Here is a 17,087-nt window from a genome sequence, read left to right on the forward strand (position 1 = left end):
TGGAGAAAGAATATTACGAGACTATTGCACATTCCAAATAGTGACAGGAACACGGAAGGCATCGGGCGCGCGGATCCTGCGATCCAAGCCTTTATCCCAATGAAATATCTTGGTCATCTTATCGTCGCTTGTTCGTGGGCGCGACCTTATCGCGCCACGCCCGTGTGCGTTGTTGCTCCAGGGGGTTCGTCGGCGCGCTCTACCGACACGGAAGTATCGGGCGTTTCCGGCGCCCCATGCCCGCGCCGGCGGTGATGGGTGGTGGGCTTTGGTATGTGGACCCCCGAATGACGGGGCCTCACCGCGCGCTTTCATCCCCGCGGTATTATCCGGGAGGGCCCTCGGTAGCGGGGCCCATCAAAAGCGGTTTCGGACGACGACCTCGTCACTATCCAAGGCCCCGCCCCGTGGCCAGGGTTCGCGGATGCCCTTGCCGATGGCAAGAAGGGGCCCTATGACATGATCCTCGGGGAGTCGGATCAGGCGGCCGACTTCGGCGAAATCCGCGAGATCCATGGGGCACGAGTCATAGCCCAAGGCCTGGGCCGCAAGCATGAGGGTTTGGGCGGCGATCCCGCAGGAGCGCATGGCCTCGTCGCGTTGCACGACCTCGCGGTCGCGGTAATAGTTGTCGATGGCCGAAAGGAGGCCCTCACGGATCTCGGCCGGGGCGTTGCGCCAATAGCGCTCCGGTCGTTTCTGCCAGGCCTTGAGATCGGCACAGATCACGATGAGCAGTGAGGCGTCGGTGATCTGCGGTTGCATCCACGCGACCGCGCGGAGGGCCTCGCGCAGTGCGGGGTCTTGCACGAGCACGAAGCGCCAGTGCTGGATGTTGAACGCCGTCGGCGAGAGCCGCGCGAGCGAGAGGAGGGTGTCGATGTCGTGTTCCGAAAGCCTATGGCTCGGGTCGAAGTGCTTGATGGCGCGGCGGGATGTTACTGCGGTGATGACGTCCATGCGGTCCTCCGTGTGGTCTCGTGGGATAGCCGGCCTCATAGGCCTGCGGCCATCCTAGGACTAAGCCGTCCCGTTTGTAAGAACGCACAGGATTGTGGGGTACTTACACGGTGTATACTGAGGATTAGCCATGCGTCCGAGCTGCTACGTTCGGCATGACGGCGATTTTGGTTGTCTGGTCGGGGCCTGTCGGGAGGTGATCGGCGGCCAATGGAAGGGGTGATCCTGTTCCATTTCTTGGGCGGCACCAAGCGTTTCGGGGAACTCTCGCGCCTTATGCCGGCGGTGACGCAACCGATGTTGACACGCCCATTGCGAGAGCTTGAAGGCGATGGCATTGTGGAGCAGCAGGCCTTGGCGCATGCTTCTGCCCAGCTCGTGCCTGGGCATTTCGATAAGGTGCGTGCCCGGCGCGAAAAGAATGTGGAAAGACCCTGGCTCTGGTGGATGGCGATCAGTATGAGGGGCCGTTCTATGTGAGGAAGCCTTTCGGGCAGGAACCGGATTGGGCGGTGACCAGCATCAATCTCGATCTGGATCAGCTGCTGGCAAGGGCGGTGGCCGGGAAGGGATCGTTATGAGGCGCCGGGGGCGCCCCACAAGGAAACGCCTCCGCAAGGGAGGCGTCGGGCCGGTGATGCGATCACCGGTGGGGTTAACGAGCGAAATTATGGTAAGGACGCTTACCCGTGTCAAGGGACGGACTGACCTCTGCGGGGTCGGAGGCCCGGCATGAGCCGTGTCACGGTCTACATTGATGGCTTTAACTTGTACTTTAACTTGTACTTTGGGCTGCGCAGCAGAGGCTTGCGCAAATACTACTGGCTGGATCTGGTGGCGCTGGCACGCGCCTTGTTGAAACCGGGGCAAACGCTGCAAGGCGTGCACTACTTCACCTCGCGCATCCGCGCCAACGGCCGCAACCTGGCCGATAGGCAGCGCCAGACCACCTATCTTGAAGCGCTCGGCACGTTGCCCGGCCTGCAGACGCTACCTGGAAAAGCCCCGGCAATGCCGGCAGTGTGGCGCGCAGTGGATGGACTATGAGGAAAAGATGGCGGATGTGAACATCGCCGTCCAGCTATTGACTGATGCCTTCGATGATCGATTCGATACCGCGCTGCTCATCTCGGGCGACAGCGATCTGACCACGCCCCTGCGCACAGTGCGCGCGAAGCTCCCGGCCAAGCGGCTCATCGCAGTCTTCCCTCCCGGCCGTCAATCCTTCGAACTCAAAAAACGGCCCACGCCACCTTTACTATAGGAGAGGCCAATTTGCGTCAGTCGCAGTTACCGCCGACAGTGTCCCGCGCCGATGGCTTTGTTCTCCATCGCCCCCCACACTGGCGATAGGGATCGCACCATGACGCCCATTAAACCCCCAGGGCTAAGCCGTCCCGTTTGTAAGAACGCACAGGATTGTGGGGTATGTACACATATACTGAGGAATAGCCATGCGCCCGAGCCGTTATGTTCGGTATGACTGCGATTTTGGTTGCCCCGTCGAGGCCTGTCTGGAGGTGATCGGCGGCAAGTGGAAGGGGGTGATCCTGTTCCATTTGCTGGGCGGCACCAAGCGTTTCGGGGAACTCTCGCGCCTTATGCCGGCGGTGACGCAACGGATGCTGACACGCGCATTGCGAGAGCTCGAGGCCGATGGCATCGTGGCGCGTGTTGTCTATCCGGAGGTACCGCCCAAGGTAGAGTATTCGCTCAGCCCTTTTGGAAAGACGCTCGCGCCGGCGCTCGAGGTATTGCGGGGTTGGGGCAGCAAGTATCTCGAGGAGATCGTACGCATCCGCCGTGATCGCGGCGCGCGCCCGGATGCCTGAAGGCCCCGAGCGGGAGAGTAGGCGCCGAAAGGGATGTCACGGCGTCGGCGCGGGCGGCCTTTACGTCCTTTGGGACCATGGGCTGTAGCGTCGGTTTGCGGGCGCGGTCGCTCCACCACTATGGCGCCCCGATTATCGCGTGCCACCCTCATGAAGCCCGCCCCAGGCAACGCCCACAGCGATTCAGTCGACGCCGGCATTCGCGAGCTTTGTCATCGCAGGCCCGATGGTTAAGTGATGCACAAATTCGCGGCGTGACCGACCTCGCGCCACTCAACCGGGAGACCGGCGCGCTCGTCGCTAGCATCAGCTCGCAAAGGCGGTCAATATCCGCCGCTTGCGTTTCAGCGTCTGTGGCGCATAGCGCGCTGCGCCCAGGTGTTCGAGACATGCCGCGATGTAACGGACCGGCAGCCCTTCGACTCCATCGTCTTCGATTGTGTCTGTCGTCTTCATGGGATTCCTCCAGGGCCGGCGCGATGACCGGCCTGAAGAAATCATACGGTTATGCCGACTCACCTATCATAAAATGGCATGGAGAGAGTCCTTGCGGGGAGCAACGCGGCATAATCCGGGAGTCGGCATTATCAATTTGTGCAGCGCGCATCTGCCAAGTATGCGGCCGATGTCGGTGTGAGGACCCATGCCGACTTGGCGTTTACTGCGGGCGATCTGTGGTTCCTCCCGGTGGAGGGTAAGCATGACAACGTCAAACGTCTGGCCGAATTCTCCTTTGTGCGCGTGATTCGTTCCATGCCGAAGCGGCGTGAGGTGGCCCGTGCGACGCTCGGCCGGTGTAACGGTGGCGTGCAGCCTACCGACGGAACAACCATTATCGTCCGAACCCAAGGTGGCAATTCTTGATGGCGGCCGGCCCAAGCGGCACAGCATCGCGCCCTGGTTGCATTCTTATCGCGTACTGGACGAAAAGGCGGCGGACGATCCGGACGGCTTGGGGCATGGCCTCGGCGTGACTTCGGCATTCCTGTTCGGCCCGATTGCGCCGAACAGCGTCGCTGCGCGCCCTTACTCTTACGTCGATCATCTGCGTGTTCTGGATCGCAAGACGGAATCGGAAGACCCGCTGGAGCTGTATCGCACGCTGGGGCTTGTCGAAGAAGTGCTGCTTTCGCGGCAGTATCAGCCGGCGATATTAATCGAGATCGTACGATTTGCACGCCAGGGGGCCGATTCGCCGAGTAGCGCTTAGCAGGGCGAGGCTCACCGGGGCCGTTGCCAGTAAGGTCTTCATCGATTCGCGTCCGCGCGCTCATCCGCGCGAGCAAAGATTCGCTCAGCAAGCGCAACGGCCACGTTCGCGCTCTCTCCCGTAATATCGCGGTCGATATGGCAATCGGCTTCGATGCGACTACTGTGAAGCTGCCTGAGCATATAACCCAAAGATTGGAGGTTACGGTCGAAGCTACCCGTCAGTTGAGAGCTTAACCGTCTGTGGACACCACCGTCCGTGGGCCCATCCAGCCCCTCCGCAAGAGGGAGGCACCGATGAAAACTTGCGGGCTCTTCCGCACAAAGTGTGGGTAGTCGGCGTGGCTAATCGAGGCTTTTGAGGAAGAGTTTTCGTCCGACCTTGACGCACCGTTTCACCTTGGCTTGTCCCTCGGGGGTCGGCATGAGGTGGCCGCACTGCCGGCAGCGATCGAGTTCCACGCGGTAGACATCGACACGGCGGCCGGCGAGTCGGCCCGTCAGATCGACCGGGTAGGTCGCGATCTGGCGTTTGAGCGAAGGGCTTGCACACCGCTCGCAGAGACGCGGGGCGGCGTGGGGATCGTGGCGCTTGAGCCGGGTGAACCAGTTCCGCATACTCCCAGTTTCTCAGAACGGGATGATCTATGCACCTCGCCTTGAAGACGCTCTTGAACCGTGTGGAACCGATGAAGGGCTTTGTCTATGAGTGGAGTCGTATTCGCCCGGCCAGCAAGGCCCGCGGAAGGGGCTTAGCGGCCATGCCGACCATCGAGATCGGCCTGCGCGCGCATGAAAGCCGGCAGGGCCACTGCTCGCAGTGCCAGCAGCCCGCACCGGGCTACGACACCCTTCCGAGCGGCGCTTTCAGTTCGTGCCGCTGTGGGGCATGCCGACCTGGTTCCTGTACGCGCCCCGGCGGTTGGCGTGCGACGCATGCGGCATTCACGTCGAGTATCTGCCATGGGCCCTGGGCAAACGTCCCGTCACGCAGAGCTTTGCCTGGTTTCTCGCCAGCTGGGCTAAGCTGCTGAGCTGGCAGGTGGTCGCGCGGCGCTTTCAGACCAGCTGGGAAAGCGTCTTTCGCTCCGTGGAGATGGCCGTGATCTGGGGCCGCGAACGCCTGGATCTCACCGGCATCTCGGCCCTCGGCGTAGACGAGATCTATTGGAAGAAGGGCAAGTTCCTCACGCTCGTGTATCAGATCAACGAGGGCATGAAGCGGCTCTTGTTTGTCATCGAGAATCGCCAAGAGAAGAGCCTGCGTCAGTTCTTCGTCTGGTTTGGCAAGGAACGCAGCGCGCTTATAGAGTTCGTCTGCTCGGACATGTGGAAGCCCTATCTGAACGTCATCGCGCGGCATGCCCCCAATGCCCTGAACATCCTGGATCGCTACCACATCGCCGCCAAGATGAACAAGGCGATCGATGAGGTGCGTGCGCAAGAAACCCGCGCCCTGAAACGCCTCACCCCCGGGACGAAGGTGATCCTCACGCACTCGCGCTGGTGCCTCTTAAAGCGCCCCGAGAACTTGACCGAGAACCAGGCGATCAAACTGAAGGATCTGCTCTCGTACAACCTGAAATCCCTACGGGCCTACCTCTTGAAGGAGGAGTTCCAGCTCTTCTGGGAATACGTCTCGCCGGCATGGGCCGAAAAATTCATGGACCAATGGTGCAAGAAGGTGATGCGATCCCGCTTGGAACCGATGAAGAAGATTGCGCGCATGATCCGTGTACACAAGCCGCTCATCTTGAACTGGTTCGCGGCCCGCGATGAGGTCTCTCTTGGTGCCGTCGAAGGCCTAAACAACAAACTCAAAGCGAGTATCAGGACATCCTATGGATTTCGCACCCCAAAAGCTATAAAGATCATGCTTTATCATAAGCTTGGAGCACTACCAGAGCCGGAGCTCACCCACAGATTCTGCTGAGGAACCAACTTGCGTAATAGGATCGACTTACGACATCGCGATAGGCGGCTTCTGTGGAAAAAGAAAGCAGCTGTCGGGCATGCGCGAGCAAGTCCGATGCCTTAATAGCCATTCCGTCCTGAACTGGTGTAGCGAACAACGATATGCTCACGTACGGCCGCATTCGGCATAGCCACGATCTTTTTGGCAATCGCCTCGTTCAAGTCAACGACGCGGTCTGTGGAAACGTCGGAAACACCGAGCAGTTGCTCAAGCCACTGATCGTCGGATTCGGGATCCTGAATAAGGCGAACCTCCCCTGGTTTCACGAGATGACCGTGTTGCGTGAGAACCAAGGCCGCCTCTTGTGCCATCATCCCTTGATCATCGTCGGAGATCCCTGCGGCCTTGAGGAATTGCGCAGCGTCGCGGATAAATCTCGCATCCGTATGAGACTCGCTCGGGCTGAGCCGCTCCCACTCCGGCAGCAACTCCACCGCTTCGCGATAGCGTCCCAAATCCTTAAGAACGCTGATCAGGGTATTCAGGATACCGGGGTCGTGGGGTGCAAGCGCGTAGCACTTCCGAAACAGCGCCAATGCCTCGGGGAAAAGTCCACAATGGAGCAAAGAAAAGCCGTAATTGCTGTTAGCGACGACATTGTCGGGTGCCACTCGCAGGGCGGCCTCGTGGGCTTTGCGCATGGCCTCGACGTCTCGACATAGGCAGGCCACGCCGCCCAATACCGTGTAAGCCTCAACGGGCTCTGTCGCGCGTAACGCCTCAGCGTCCCGGCGAATGGCTCGTAAGGCGACCTCATTGAAGGGGCCGTGGCGCATGTCATTTAGTCGAAGGATAAGGTCCCGACCTTTGGTTTGGGCGACAGGCATGCAGGCATTGTTGGCGGATGCGGATCCGCCGTCAAGGGGCGCCCGATGGGTTTGGCTGGATACCGTGCTCGATCGCGCCGCACTCGCCGCTCAGGCAAGCGCGCGCAGCCGGAATCTTGCGTCGTTGTCGACGCTGTGTCGCCACCTCATTCCATTGGTCACGACTGCGATTGTTCTCGAGTGCGAGACGGTCTCGATGCGGCTAGAACAGCGTTTGGCGACTGGCATGAGCGACGCAGATGTCTTGGGGTTTCTGGTAGCACCGGCGGGTGTGGCTGAAGCCGTAGAGTCGGGTGTCCTCTGGTGCCCGCGGCTACGCGATCCCGGCGATGAACTGATACTCGAGGCGGCCGCGAACGGTCAGGAGGATGTGCTCGTGACGCATAATATGCGGGACTTTTACCCTGCCGCAGGGGCCTTGGGTATCAGGATTATGACCCCGGCGATGCTACTGAAGGAGTTGAGGAATGAGTAAAACACCTATCCGCTCAAATTGCCAAACTCTATCAAGAACGCGGCGGCCGACCTTGCCTGCCAAGCGCGACGGGGTTTCCTTAAACCGATTCATGGCTGCCGCAGTAGCAGAGAAGGTCGGTGCCTTGCCCACGGTACATGAGTGTCTGCGCGAGGGGGCTTGCGCCGCGAAGCCTGAAGATCTCGTCGCGTACCGGACGTACCTCCTCATAAAGGGCGATGAGCGCACATAAGGCGCTGCGATTGTCCCGCATCCTTACCGCCGCCTGATGGCGTCTTTCCCTCTCGGCGCATGGACGGGCGCGAGATGCGGCCACCGCCGCGCCGAATCATCCTGCGAGAGGGATCGCCGATCGCCGATACCCACCCGCCCCTTTGCGGGGGCCCTTGGGCTTTTGAACGTGCCTGATGCCTATCGGTGAGTCGCCTCACGACCCCGTTATGTGCGCCTAGGAGGCGAGCTTGAGCCCGACCTTCATCCATCCGTCGGTGCGCTTGTCAAAGGCCTTGTAGGCGTCCAGCGCCCCCACGAGCTCGCGTTGTTGGGTCAGCACCGCCGAGGGATCGATGGCGCCGGTGCGCACGAGCTGGATCAGTTCCGGCAGATAGGCGCGATGATTGCAGTTACCCATGGTGATGCGCAGGTTCTTGTTCATGGCAAGGCCTATGGGAAAGAAGCGGTCGGCCGGCGGGTAGACGCCGATGATCGCCACGCGCCCGGCTTTGGCGACGCTCTCCACGGCCCAGTGCAGGGCCTGGGAGGGGCCGCTACCCGGGTGCCAGTTGCCGTCGATGGGGTGCACATTGGGGGCAATCTCCTGCAATTCCTTGGCAAGCATGGCCTCCCGGCCCTTGCCGTGTTCGTGTGCCGGGCCCCCGGAGGCCATCTCCGCGTCTACGCCCACGGCATCGATCACGCATTCCGGGCCTATGCCGCCCGTCATCTCGCGCAGCACCGCCACCGGATCCTCATCGTTGAAATTGATGACCTCCGCCCCTTGGCGCTGGGCCATCTCCAGACGCGAGGGGACCTTGTCGATGGCAAAGATCCGGCCGGCGTCCAGGAGCTTGCAGCTTGCGATGGTGAATTGGCCCACCGGTCCACAACCGAATACCGCCACCACGTCACCGCCCTTGATGGCAGCGAGCTTGGCCCCAAAATAGCCCGTGGGAAAGATATCGGAGAGCAGGATCGCCTGATTGTCGGAGATGCTGTCGGGCAGGATCACGGGGCCCACCTGGGCGTAGGGGATGCGTGCGTATTCCGCCTGCAGGCCCTGGAAGGGGCCTGAGCCCTTGGGTCCCCCGAAGAAGGCGGTACCGGCGAGCGGCCCGTTGGGGTTGGCGTGATCGCACTGGGCGTAATAGCCGGCGCGGCAATAGGAGCAGTAGCCGCAGCCTATGGTCGACGGGATCACCACGCGCTCGCCCTTGCGTAGATTGCGTACATGGGCGCCGACCTCTTCGACGACCCCCACACCCTCATGGCCCAGTATGGTCCCGGGCTGCATGTTGCTCAACGTCCCGCGCACCATGTGCAGGTCGGTCCCGCAGATGGCGCTGCTGGTGAGCTTCACAATGGCATCGTCGGGCCTTTCTAGGCGTGGCTCCGGGACATTATCGAGACGGATGTCTCCAATACCATGGAAAACGACGGCTTTCATGAGGCGCTCCTTGGGGCTTGTCCAGAGGGTGCCCATGCTAGGCCCAAGGGTCTGTCAGCGGACCGGCAATTGGGCGGACCTTGGGGGGCGCCATGCGCCGGGTGGCAGTGGCCGGTTGGCCGAAGACCGGTATTTACCCGAGCGCGCCCCTGTCCCGATCGGCGCATAAGGCCCTCTTCCGGACGCGGCCGATGGTGACGGGGTGCCAGGGTTCGGCTAGGATGCGCTTTTCTTCCGGGGGATCGGCATGACCAAGACACGGCGCGCGACACCGAAGATCGTGGAACTCTATATCGAGGTACAGGATATCAAGCCGCTCATCTGGCGGCGGCTGCTGGTGCCGCTCACCATCACGCTGCCCAAGCTCCACGATATCTTACAGATTACACTCGGGTGGACCAATTCCCATCTGCACAGCTTCACCTTCGGTGAGCGCAGCTTCAGCATGCCCTATGACGAGTTCTTCGAGGAGCTGGAGATGGAAGACGAGCGTCGCAAGACCCTCGGGGCGGTGCTCGGGCGTGATCTGGGAGAATTTTCCTATCTCTATGACTTCGGCGACAGTTGGCTCTGCCGCATAAGGGTCACGCCGCGCCCGGACGCCGATCCCGACTGGAGCTATCCCCTCTGTGTGGGCGGTGCGCGCGCCGTGCCTCCCGAGGATGTCGGTGGCGCCATGGGGTACGAAAGGTTTCTGGAGGTGATCAGGGACCCGCAGCACGAGGAGCACGACGAGATGCTTGCCTGGGTCGGTGGCACCTTCGATCCCGAGGGATTCGATCTGAACGTCGTGAACCGCGTCATGCGCTTTGGGCAGGCGTAGACGCGCGGCCGCTATCCGGCGCCGGCCCGTCTCGCGGCCTTGGGGGCGTTGTGAGCGCGGCGTATGATGCGCGCACGGTGTGTTTATCGGGTGCGGCATCGTCATGTCATGCGGGGCATCGTCCAGGGCCTTGGCGCGTGATCCGCGCGATCCGCGCGCGGGGGCACTTCGTACCCGTCGCAGGACGTCTTCCATCTTATGCCGGGTCTTCCAGGGATCGGGCCTAAGCCTTCTGTTCTCTCCGTAGGCCGGGGGAGGATGGCGGGCGCACATGGGTGCGGCGTGCCTTCGGACGCGCCTCAGAGAGGATCCTTGGCCGGTCCATCGGTCACATGCGATCGGAACCCGTGGTGATCTTCGCTCGGAATCGATGGTTCGTTCGATCGGAATCCGGGATCGTTATCCTTCGAAACAGGCCCTTACGGCAGGCGCCAGGCCAGCAGCGCGAGCAAGAGGATCAAGAGAAGGGCCGACGACCATTGCCAGAAGGCCAGGGGGTTGCGCGTCAAGAGCGGGGTGCGCGGGTGTCGACGTAAAGCGGATTGGGCGGGGATTTGCTCGAGATCGAAGGCGAACTCCAGGGCATCCTGGTGGCGATCGTCGGGGCCGGGTGAGAGCGCCTTTTCTATAAGGAGGCTGAGTTCATAGGGGATGTCGCGGCGAAAGTGGGTGAGGGGGACCAGGCCCCGCAGGCCGTAAGGCATGCGCCCGCCGCTCAACGCCCGGTAGAGCGTCACTCCGAGCGCGAACACCTCGGAGCGCGCGTCGCCGAGACCCCCGGCGAGAAGCTCAGGCGCCATATAGCCGGGCGTCCCCGGGGTCCCGAGGGGGGCGTCTCCCGGGAGGCCTGGGGTGTGGGCCAGTCCCAGATCGAGCAGCTTCAAGCCTCCATCGCGCAGTAGGAGGATGTTGGCGGGCTTGATGTCCCGATGAAAGATATGCACCCGATTAAGGGCGTAGACGGCCTTGGCGACGGTCACGAGGAGCGCCTTGGCCCTCTGCCAGGGCAGCGGCGACCGTTGCAACATGGTCTCCAGGGTCTCGCCTTCGAAATAAGGCATGACGAGATACAGCTGGGTCTGGCGAGGCTCGCCAAGGGGGCGCGACAGGACCAGCTGCGGGTGGCGCACGCGACTATTGATCCAGGCCTCTTTCATGAAGCCCCGGCGCACGTTTTCATCCCGGCGCACGGACGGTTTGGGAAACTTGATCAGTACGGTCGTAGGGGGTTCATGGGTGTCTTCGGCCACTATGAGGCGGCTGTAATGACCGTCGTGGGCGATGCGCTCGAGCCGATAGCCGTCCACGGTGGCGCCGAGCGACGGGGGCGGCATGAGGGGCAGGGCGGCCACGACGCGCTCTATGAGCGGCCCATCCAGGGGAGGGACATCGAGGATGCGCATGACCGCCACGGTGATATCGTCCGTCGATCCCCGCTCCTTGGCGTGGTCGATCAGGTCCTGGGCCGGGAGCGGCGCGGTCTGTGACAGGAACAAGGCCTCACGCAAGGCGCTCCGCGAAAGGCCCCGGTAGAAGCCGTCGGTGCACAGGACGAAGAGATCGCCCTTTTCGATCGCCACCCGGCGCATCTCGGTGGTGACGCTCTCGCGAAGGCCGGGGGCGTTGGTGATGACCCCGCCCATGGTGGTCGGGTAAAAATCGTCAGTGTTGATTTGCTGGCAGGCGCCGTCGTGGATGTGATAGACGCGTACGTCTCCCGCCGATACGATATAGGCCTCGCGGGCGCGAATGATAAGCGCGGCAAACGATGCCGCCATTTCACGCAGGCTGGCATCGGTGCGCCCGATGCGAAACAGCCAGCGATTGATGGTGTCGAGGGCGCGCCCGGCGGCAAGCTCGGGGCGCAAAGTCGCCGGCAGGCCGTAGTAGGCCTCGAGAAAGCCGCGCACCGTAAGCTCCGCCGCCACCCGCCCGCCCGCGGCCCCACTCATGCCATCGGCCATGGCGAGCACACTGCCCTTGGCGATACGGTCCTCCGGGGTCCCCGCGACGAAGCCCACATAGTCCTCATTGCGTTCGCGCATACCCGGCACGGAACGTAAGGCCACATGAAATTCGGGCGACTCCTGGCGCGTGGGCCGGATGTGCATGGTGTCGGCATAGCCTTCTTTGGGAGAAGGCCCCGTATACGCCGGTTCCATGGTCACGTGAGCGGTTGCCTCATGAAACATCTCCTCGTTTTGGCGCGCGGCGGTCGGCGCGTCTGCCGGCAAGGTCACGTGCCGAGGCCCCGCCACCTTACAGAAAGCTCGCGGCCTTGAGGCCGACCGCCTATTTGCGCCCGAAGACCTCCTGTTCCTGGGATTCCAGGTCGTGTTCCATGAGCGTCAGCACCTGTGGTGCATTGTTCTTCAGGAGCACGAGCCAGGCAAGACCGGCCGCCAGGTACAGGACGAACAGGTAGGGCAGGATATTGTAAGGGTAGCTTGGAACCGGGTACACGCTGCCAAAGAAGGCCGCGAGCATGAAAACGGCCGCGGTACTGCCCAACACCACCCGTCGGGTGGTCAGCAAGCGCTGTTTACGCAGGTACAAGGGCGCGGCCACGCTGATGAGCAGATAGGCGAAGATGAACCCGAAGGTTGCGAATGTGCCCGTCAGTTCGTAGGTGTTCATGGGCCCTTGGCCCAAAAGCAGCAGGGGGCCGAGCAGGGCCAACGCCGAGCTTATGGCCACGGCCACATGCGGGGTCTTGTGTCCGGCATGCACGAGCCCCATGGATCGGTGGATGAAATGATAGCGGCCCATTGAGAACAAGAGCCGCGAGGCGGCATTCACCGAGGCCAACACGCAGGCAAAAAGGCTCACCGATGCGATGGCGTAAATGACGGTGGCAAGGCGCGCCAGGTGCAGGGCCTTCAGGAGCGTCAGGAGCGGGGCCGGATCGTTGCCCAGGGCCTGCACGTTGCCTTTGTAGGCGATCATGAGCGCGAATGCCATGACCATGAAAAATACCCCCGCGCCGATCATGCTGTACATGATCGCGCGCGGGATATTCTTGAGGGGGTCGCGGGTCTCCTTGCCGAGCGTGGCCGCGCTCTCGAAGCCCACGAACGAGAAGATCGCGAGCACGATCGCCTCCGACATGCCTTTGCCGTTGGCCCCGACGAGTGTCAGTTGCGCATGAATGAGCGGCGGCGATACATGGCGGCCAAAGACCGTCAGTATCAGGACGGAGATCACGGTGATCGAGACGGCCTCGACCGCGAGGCTTATGCGCGAAGAGAGCTTGATATCGCGATAGGCCAGGTACCAGACGAGGGCCGCGCTTATGACGTAGATGACCGGGATGGGCAGCGTAAGACCTGCGGGTGCCAGCGCATTGTTCACGAAGATGGCAAGGCCGCCCAAAAGCGCCATGGCGGTGCCGACATAGGCGGCCACCAGCGCCCAGCCCGCCATGCCGCCTGACATGGGGCCCATGGCCTGGGAGATGAACACAAAGAACGACCCCGCCGCCGAAAAGCGGCTGGCGAGCGCGGAGATGTTCATGCCCACGAGCAGCAGGGCGATGGTGGCGATCCCATAGACGAGCCAGCTGGCCTGTCCGGCGAGCGCCACGACCGCGCCGATATTGAGGGCCGGCGTGAGTGTGGGCGAGATGTTGGCGAGCGACTGGCCGATCGCCTCCAGGAAGCCCAGGCTCTGACTTCTCAAGGTTCTGTCAACGTGGGGTATGGCGCTCATGGGGGGCCTCGCGGCAATGGGGTGACAGGACCCGTCAAGCAATAAGCGCGCCAGGGCGGCGGCCATTGGAAAACCGCGGCGCTACGCCATTTGACGGCGCGTCCATGAGAACGCAACGGTATTCATGATCCATTGTGTGGCACACCATGCACCGCCGTTGAACGTTATCAGGATTGAACAAACACTAATATGACGATATGGCTTGGCGCTTTATGGAAGTATCACGGGGCATGTGGGATGGCATGCCCGCGGGTGAGTCCGTGGCGGGGCGCGCGATCACAAGGGGACTTCCTTGCGCGAGACGCAAGAAGCATCCTTCCGGGGAACCGGAATGATGGCGGTCAGGAAGGCGCGGATGTCCCTTATACGACTTTCGACGGACAGGTCATGGGTCTATGGCATCGCGCCTCTCAAAAATCCCTCTGAAGAATCTCTGGTATCCGCGGGGCCTGTGTGTGGAGCGGGGCATAGGGTCTCCTGGGTGTACGCGCTAGGCGTGTCCTCATGGCCGCTTTCGGCCCGGGACCGGGCATGGGGCCGCGCGGCGCGGACCGCCGGGCGTTGCACCCCGGGATCATGGGGGCGCGGCGTCGTGGAAGGAGGCCGAGCGGGTGATGATCGCCAGGGGTCGGGACTCATGGCGGGGTTCCGGGGGTCCAATCGGTGCCGGCCAGTGGCAGACGCGCCATGGCCGCGGCCTCCACGGTCAGCGCCGCCAGATCCTCGCGTTCGAGATGATGGACATTGTGTTTGCCGCAGGCGCGCGCCATGGTCGTGAGTTCGAGCGCGAGGGTCCTTAGGTAATTGGTGGCGCGCGTGGCGCCGGTCTCGGCGCTCAGGCGGGTCTCGAGGAGAGGGTCCTGGGTGGTGACGCCGACCGGACAGCGGCCGGTATGGCAATGGTGGCAGAAGCCCGCCCGGGTGCCCAGGGCGCGGTAATCGGCGTCAGCCGGCAGGCGCGCCCCATCGCTCTCGTAGTACCCGGCATTGCACCCCAGGGCGATGAGCATGCCCTGTCCGATGGATACCGCGTCGGCCCCCATGGCGAGCGCCTTGGCGACGTCGGCACCGGTGCGGATGCCCCCGGAGATGATGAGCTGGACCTCGCCCTTAAGGCCCAGATCCTCGAGGGCGTCGACGGCCTGGCGCAGCGCCGGCAGGGTGGGAATGCCGACATGCTCGATGAAGCAGGCCTGGGTCGCCGCCGTGCCCCCCTGCATGCCGTCGACGACCACGACATCGGCGCCGGAGGCCACCGCGAGCTTCACGTCATGAAAGGTGCGTGAGGCACCGACCTTCACATAGATCGGCTTCATCCAGTCCGTGATCTCGCGCAGCTCCTGGATCTTGATGGCGAGATCGTCGGGACCGGTCCAGTCGGGATGACGGCAGGCGGAGCGCTGGTCTATGCCTTCCGGCAGCGTGCGCATGGCGGCGACCCGCGGATTGATTTTTTGACCCAGGAGCAGGCCGCCGCCCCCGGGCTTGGCGCCTTGTCCGATGACGATCTCGATGGCGTCGGCGCTGTGCAGGTCCTGGGGATTGAATCCGTAGCGGGATGGCAGGCACTGGTAGATAAGGGTGCGCGAGGACCTGCGTTCCTCGGCGGTCATGCCGCCGTCGCCGGTGGTGGTGGAGGTGCCGGCGGCGGTCGCCGCCCGCGCGAGGGCGTCCTTGGCGTGGGCCGATAGCGCGCCAAAGCTCATGCCGGCGATCGTGATCGGGATATCGAGGACGATGGGTCTTTTGGCAAAGCGCGTGCCCAGTACCGTCTGCGTCGTGCATTGCTCGCGATAGCCCTCGAGCGGATAGCGAGACAGCGAGGAGCCGAGCAAGACGAGGTCATCGAAGTGCGGCAGTGCGCGCTTGGCGCCCAGGCCGCGGATCTCGTAGAGGCCGTGCGCCGCCGCCCTGTGGATGTAGTCCAGGATCTTGCGGTCGTAACCGGAAGACTCTTCCTCGGACAAGGGGGCTTTGGCATCTTCAGGCGTAGTCATGGCAACACCTCAATAGTCCTGGGGGGCGTTCTGGTTCCAGTGGTAGAGCGTGCGCGCCGATGTGACCTTGCGAAACGCGCCGGGATCATGCCGCGCGAATGCCGGCCCGGCCTGCGTGAGCAGGGTCCTTACGGCCAGCACGTCGGCGGCGTCCATGGGCTCGAGGTGTGCGTCGGCGCCCAGCGAGGCAATGGCCCCCTGGATGTAGATGACGGCCTCATAGAGGGAGTCGCCCAAGGCCTTTCCCGCGTCCCCGCAGATGACCATGCGCCCGGCCTGCGCCATGAAGCCGGAGAATGCCCCGACCGACCCGCCTATGACGATATCAGCGCCCTTCAGCGATATGCCGCAGCGCAGTCCCGCGGAGCCGTGGACGACGAGCAGCCCGCCGTGCGCCGAGGCCCCGGCGCCGTTGGAGGCAAAGCCCTTGACCTCGACGCGGCCGCTCATCATGTTTTCGGCCACCCCGGTGCCGGCGCTGCCGTCGATCGTGATCGCGGCGTGCCGGTTCATGCCGGCGGCGTAGTAGCCGGCGTGCCCTTCGATGCGCACATCACAGTCGAGATCGAGCCCGACTGCGATATTGTGCGCCCCGTCGGGGTGGGCGATGGTGACCCGCCGTCCATGGAGGGCCTCCTTGTGCTGATGCAGGTAGCCATTGACTTCGGTGACCGGGGTCGTGGCGAGATCAAAGTTCACGGCGTCCATACATACATCTCCTCGGGGACCGGCTCGAAGACATGGGCCTCCTCGATGTGCGGGAGGTGTGCGAGCGCGCGAAACTCGGATGCGATGGCGACGTAATCCTCGGTCTCGGCCACCACCGCGGGCTTGCAGCCGAAGGGATCGCGGATCAGGGCCAGACGATCGGGCGTGCCTATGAGGAAGGTGAAGAATCCGTCCAGTCTTTCGAACGCCGTCTGCAAGGCCTGCTCCAGGCTTGCGCCCTCGCGCAGGCGCCATTCGAGAAAGCGGCACGCCGCCTCGGTGTCGTTGTCGGTCTCGAAGCGAATCCCGTGGACTGCGAGCGCGCGCCGGACCTCATGGGGGTTTGACAGAGAGCCGTTGTGGACGAGACAGAAGTCGTGGCCGGCCGTGAACGGGTGGGCACGATCGGCGCTCACCGCCGATTCCGTGGCCATGCGTGTGTGGGCGATGATATGGCTACCCGCGAACGTGGCGAAACCATAACGCCGCGCGACCTCGTCCGGCGCCCCGACGTCTTTGTAGATCTCCAGGGAGTGCCCCATAGACAGGATGCGGACATGGGGATGGTGGGCGCGCAGCCAGGCGCCCACGGCCTCGGGCGATGTCTCTGCGATCGGAATGGTAAGCCGCGCATGGCGGTCGCGGACGTGGATCCCGGTCCTTAGGCTAAGCGCGCTGTCTAGGGCATCCTGAAGCCCGATCCAGGAAAACGCCGGGGATGTCGTCGGGGGATCGTAGAGCAGGCTCATCTTGAGCCAATCGGGACGCGCGTCCTGCGTGAACACGGCAAAGCCCGCGGAATCCGGCCCGCGTTCGCTCATGGCCTTAAGCATCGGCCGGCCAAGCGCGCCGATCTCGCCGCGCATGGCGGGATTTTTGATCAAGAGCCCTACGATCCCGCACATGGGAT

General features: G+C 63.0%; 18 protein-coding genes and 1 pseudogene. 8 read left to right on the top strand and 11 right to left on the bottom strand.

The features are described from left to right. Positions 1-357: 357 nt before the first annotated feature. Positions 358-960, bottom strand: a complete 603-nt coding sequence (locus tag C4901_RS06370) for a nitroreductase family protein (RefSeq protein WP_110136611.1) — start codon at positions 958-960, stop codon at positions 358-360. Positions 961-1,236: 276 nt separating this feature from the next. Here C4901_RS06370 and C4901_RS18965 point away from each other — a divergent pair, with 276 nt between their 5' ends. The 4 genes from C4901_RS18965 (at position 1,237) to C4901_RS06385 (ending at position 2,792) form a co-directional block, all read left to right on the top strand. Beyond that, the gene (locus C4901_RS18965; RefSeq protein WP_370445970.1) at positions 1,237-1,440 is read left to right on the top strand and encodes a winged helix-turn-helix transcriptional regulator; all 204 of its coding nucleotides are present in this window, start codon (positions 1,237-1,239) and stop codon (positions 1,438-1,440) included. Between the two features lie 252 nt (positions 1,441-1,692). Continuing rightward, a complete protein-coding gene (locus C4901_RS17965; RefSeq protein ID WP_205736237.1) occupies positions 1,693-2,007 on the top strand; it encodes an NYN domain-containing protein in 315 nt (104 codons plus the stop codon). 7 nt (positions 2,008-2,014) lie between these two features. Beyond that, positions 2,015-2,224 (top strand): NYN domain-containing protein, encoded by a 210-nt coding sequence (locus tag C4901_RS17970; RefSeq protein ID WP_240611835.1) that lies wholly within the window; start codon positions 2,015-2,017, stop codon positions 2,222-2,224. A gap of 190 nt (positions 2,225-2,414) precedes the next feature. Beyond that, entirely contained in the window at positions 2,415-2,792 is a 378-nt protein-coding gene (locus C4901_RS06385; protein ID WP_110136612.1) for a helix-turn-helix domain-containing protein, read from the top strand. Positions 2,793-3,098: 306 nt separating this feature from the next. Here C4901_RS06385 and C4901_RS17560 read toward each other — a convergent pair whose 3' ends face one another. Continuing rightward, positions 3,099-3,248, bottom strand: coding sequence for a hypothetical protein (locus C4901_RS17560; RefSeq protein ID WP_168185581.1), 150 nt, complete (start codon positions 3,246-3,248; stop codon positions 3,099-3,101). Positions 3,249-3,383: 135 nt separating this feature from the next. Between C4901_RS17560 and C4901_RS19225 the strand changes: the two are divergent. Then, positions 3,384-3,936, top strand: a pseudogene (locus C4901_RS19225) (peptidase S8 and S53, subtilisin, kexin, sedolisin); the annotation flags it as partial. A gap of 410 nt (positions 3,937-4,346) precedes the next feature. Here the strand turns inward: C4901_RS19225 and C4901_RS06395 are convergent. Then, entirely contained in the window at positions 4,347-4,619 is a 273-nt protein-coding gene (locus C4901_RS06395) for a hypothetical protein (protein ID WP_110136613.1), read from the bottom strand. Positions 4,620-4,821: 202 nt separating this feature from the next. Between C4901_RS06395 and C4901_RS06400 the strand changes: the two genes are divergently transcribed. Continuing rightward, entirely contained in the window at positions 4,822-5,934 is a 1,113-nt protein-coding gene (locus C4901_RS06400; RefSeq protein ID WP_205736240.1) for an ISL3 family transposase, read from the top strand. Between the two features lie 101 nt (positions 5,935-6,035). Here C4901_RS06400 and C4901_RS06405 read toward each other — a convergent pair whose 3' ends face one another. Then, a complete protein-coding gene (locus tag C4901_RS06405; RefSeq protein ID WP_110138551.1) occupies positions 6,036-6,803 on the bottom strand; it encodes a tetratricopeptide repeat protein in 768 nt (255 codons plus the stop codon). Here C4901_RS06405 and C4901_RS06410 point away from each other — a divergent pair. Then, entirely contained in the window at positions 6,802-7,278 is a 477-nt protein-coding gene (locus C4901_RS06410; protein WP_168185582.1) for a putative toxin-antitoxin system toxin component, PIN family, read from the top strand. The two genes, C4901_RS06405 and C4901_RS06410, sit on opposite strands and share 2 nt — an antisense overlap. Positions 7,279-7,357: 79 nt before the next feature. Here C4901_RS06410 and C4901_RS17565 read toward each other — a convergent pair whose 3' ends face one another. Both C4901_RS17565 and C4901_RS06420 read right to left on the bottom strand, forming a co-directional pair. Then, positions 7,358-7,531, bottom strand: a complete 174-nt coding sequence (locus C4901_RS17565) for a hypothetical protein (protein ID WP_168185583.1) — start codon at positions 7,529-7,531, stop codon at positions 7,358-7,360. A gap of 195 nt (positions 7,532-7,726) precedes the next feature. Continuing rightward, positions 7,727-8,941: a zinc-dependent alcohol dehydrogenase gene (locus tag C4901_RS06420; protein WP_110136615.1), complete on the bottom strand. Its 1,215-nt coding sequence runs from the start codon at positions 8,939-8,941 to the stop codon at positions 7,727-7,729. A gap of 247 nt (positions 8,942-9,188) precedes the next feature. On the opposite strand from C4901_RS06420, the gene C4901_RS06425 reads away from it, so the two are divergent. After that, complete coding sequence (locus C4901_RS06425) at positions 9,189-9,764, top strand: plasmid pRiA4b ORF-3 family protein (protein ID WP_110136616.1); 576 nt, start codon at positions 9,189-9,191, stop codon at positions 9,762-9,764. Positions 9,765-10,183: 419 nt separating this feature from the next. On the opposite strand, the gene C4901_RS06430 is transcribed toward C4901_RS06425, so the two are convergent. From C4901_RS06430 to C4901_RS06450, 5 genes are all read right to left on the bottom strand, one after another. Beyond that, positions 10,184-12,004 (bottom strand): bifunctional protein-serine/threonine kinase/phosphatase, encoded by a 1,821-nt coding sequence (locus C4901_RS06430; RefSeq protein ID WP_110136617.1) that lies wholly within the window; start codon positions 12,002-12,004, stop codon positions 10,184-10,186. A gap of 52 nt (positions 12,005-12,056) precedes the next feature. Further along, entirely contained in the window at positions 12,057-13,472 is a 1,416-nt protein-coding gene (locus tag C4901_RS06435; protein ID WP_110138552.1) for an APC family permease, read from the bottom strand. Between the two features lie 635 nt (positions 13,473-14,107). Next, positions 14,108-15,469 (bottom strand): FMN-binding glutamate synthase family protein, encoded by a 1,362-nt coding sequence (locus C4901_RS06440; RefSeq protein WP_110136618.1) that lies wholly within the window; start codon positions 15,467-15,469, stop codon positions 14,108-14,110. Positions 15,470-15,478: 9 nt separating this feature from the next. After that, complete coding sequence (locus C4901_RS06445) at positions 15,479-16,177, bottom strand: protein glxC (RefSeq protein WP_110136619.1); 699 nt, start codon at positions 16,175-16,177, stop codon at positions 15,479-15,481. Then, entirely contained in the window at positions 16,165-17,082 is a 918-nt protein-coding gene (locus C4901_RS06450) for a class II glutamine amidotransferase (protein ID WP_110136620.1), read from the bottom strand. The genes C4901_RS06445 and C4901_RS06450 overlap by 13 nt, the downstream gene beginning before the upstream one ends. Between the last annotated feature and the right edge of the window lie 5 nt (positions 17,083-17,087).

The sequence above is a fragment of the Acidiferrobacter sp. SPIII_3 genome (assembly GCF_003184265.1).
Classification (GTDB): domain Bacteria; phylum Pseudomonadota; class Gammaproteobacteria; order Acidiferrobacterales; family Acidiferrobacteraceae; genus Acidiferrobacter.

Bases quoted from the DNA above. Each gene is read 5' to 3' on its own strand.
- C4901_RS06370 (WP_110136611.1), bottom strand. From the start codon at position 960: ATGGACGTCATCACCGCAGTAACATCCCGCCGCGCCATCAAGCACTTC.
- C4901_RS18965 (WP_370445970.1), top strand. From the start codon at position 1,237: ATGCCGGCGGTGACGCAACCGATGTTGACACGCCCATTGCGAGAGCTT.
- C4901_RS17965 (WP_205736237.1), top strand. From the start codon at position 1,693: ATGAGCCGTGTCACGGTCTACATTGATGGCTTTAACTTGTACTTTAAC.
- C4901_RS17970 (WP_240611835.1), top strand. From the start codon at position 2,015: ATGGCGGATGTGAACATCGCCGTCCAGCTATTGACTGATGCCTTCGAT.
- C4901_RS06385 (WP_110136612.1), top strand. From the start codon at position 2,415: ATGCGCCCGAGCCGTTATGTTCGGTATGACTGCGATTTTGGTTGCCCC.
- C4901_RS17560 (WP_168185581.1), bottom strand. From the start codon at position 3,248: ATGAAGACGACAGACACAATCGAAGACGATGGAGTCGAAGGGCTGCCG.
- C4901_RS06395 (WP_110136613.1), bottom strand. From the start codon at position 4,619: ATGCGGAACTGGTTCACCCGGCTCAAGCGCCACGATCCCCACGCCGCC.
- C4901_RS06410 (WP_168185582.1), top strand. From the start codon at position 6,802: ATGCAGGCATTGTTGGCGGATGCGGATCCGCCGTCAAGGGGCGCCCGA.
- C4901_RS06405 (WP_110138551.1), bottom strand. From the start codon at position 6,803: ATGCCTGTCGCCCAAACCAAAGGTCGGGACCTTATCCTTCGACTAAAT.
- C4901_RS17565 (WP_168185583.1), bottom strand. From the start codon at position 7,531: ATGCGGGACAATCGCAGCGCCTTATGTGCGCTCATCGCCCTTTATGAG.
- C4901_RS06420 (WP_110136615.1), bottom strand. From the start codon at position 8,941: ATGAAAGCCGTCGTTTTCCATGGTATTGGAGACATCCGTCTCGATAAT.
- C4901_RS06425 (WP_110136616.1), top strand. From the start codon at position 9,189: ATGACCAAGACACGGCGCGCGACACCGAAGATCGTGGAACTCTATATC.
- C4901_RS06435 (WP_110138552.1), bottom strand. From the start codon at position 13,472: ATGAGCGCCATACCCCACGTTGACAGAACCTTGAGAAGTCAGAGCCTG.
- C4901_RS06440 (WP_110136618.1), bottom strand. From the start codon at position 15,469: ATGACTACGCCTGAAGATGCCAAAGCCCCCTTGTCCGAGGAAGAGTCT.
- C4901_RS06445 (WP_110136619.1), bottom strand. From the start codon at position 16,177: ATGGACGCCGTGAACTTTGATCTCGCCACGACCCCGGTCACCGAAGTC.
- C4901_RS06450 (WP_110136620.1), bottom strand. From the start codon at position 17,082: ATGTGCGGGATCGTAGGGCTCTTGATCAAAAATCCCGCCATGCGCGGC.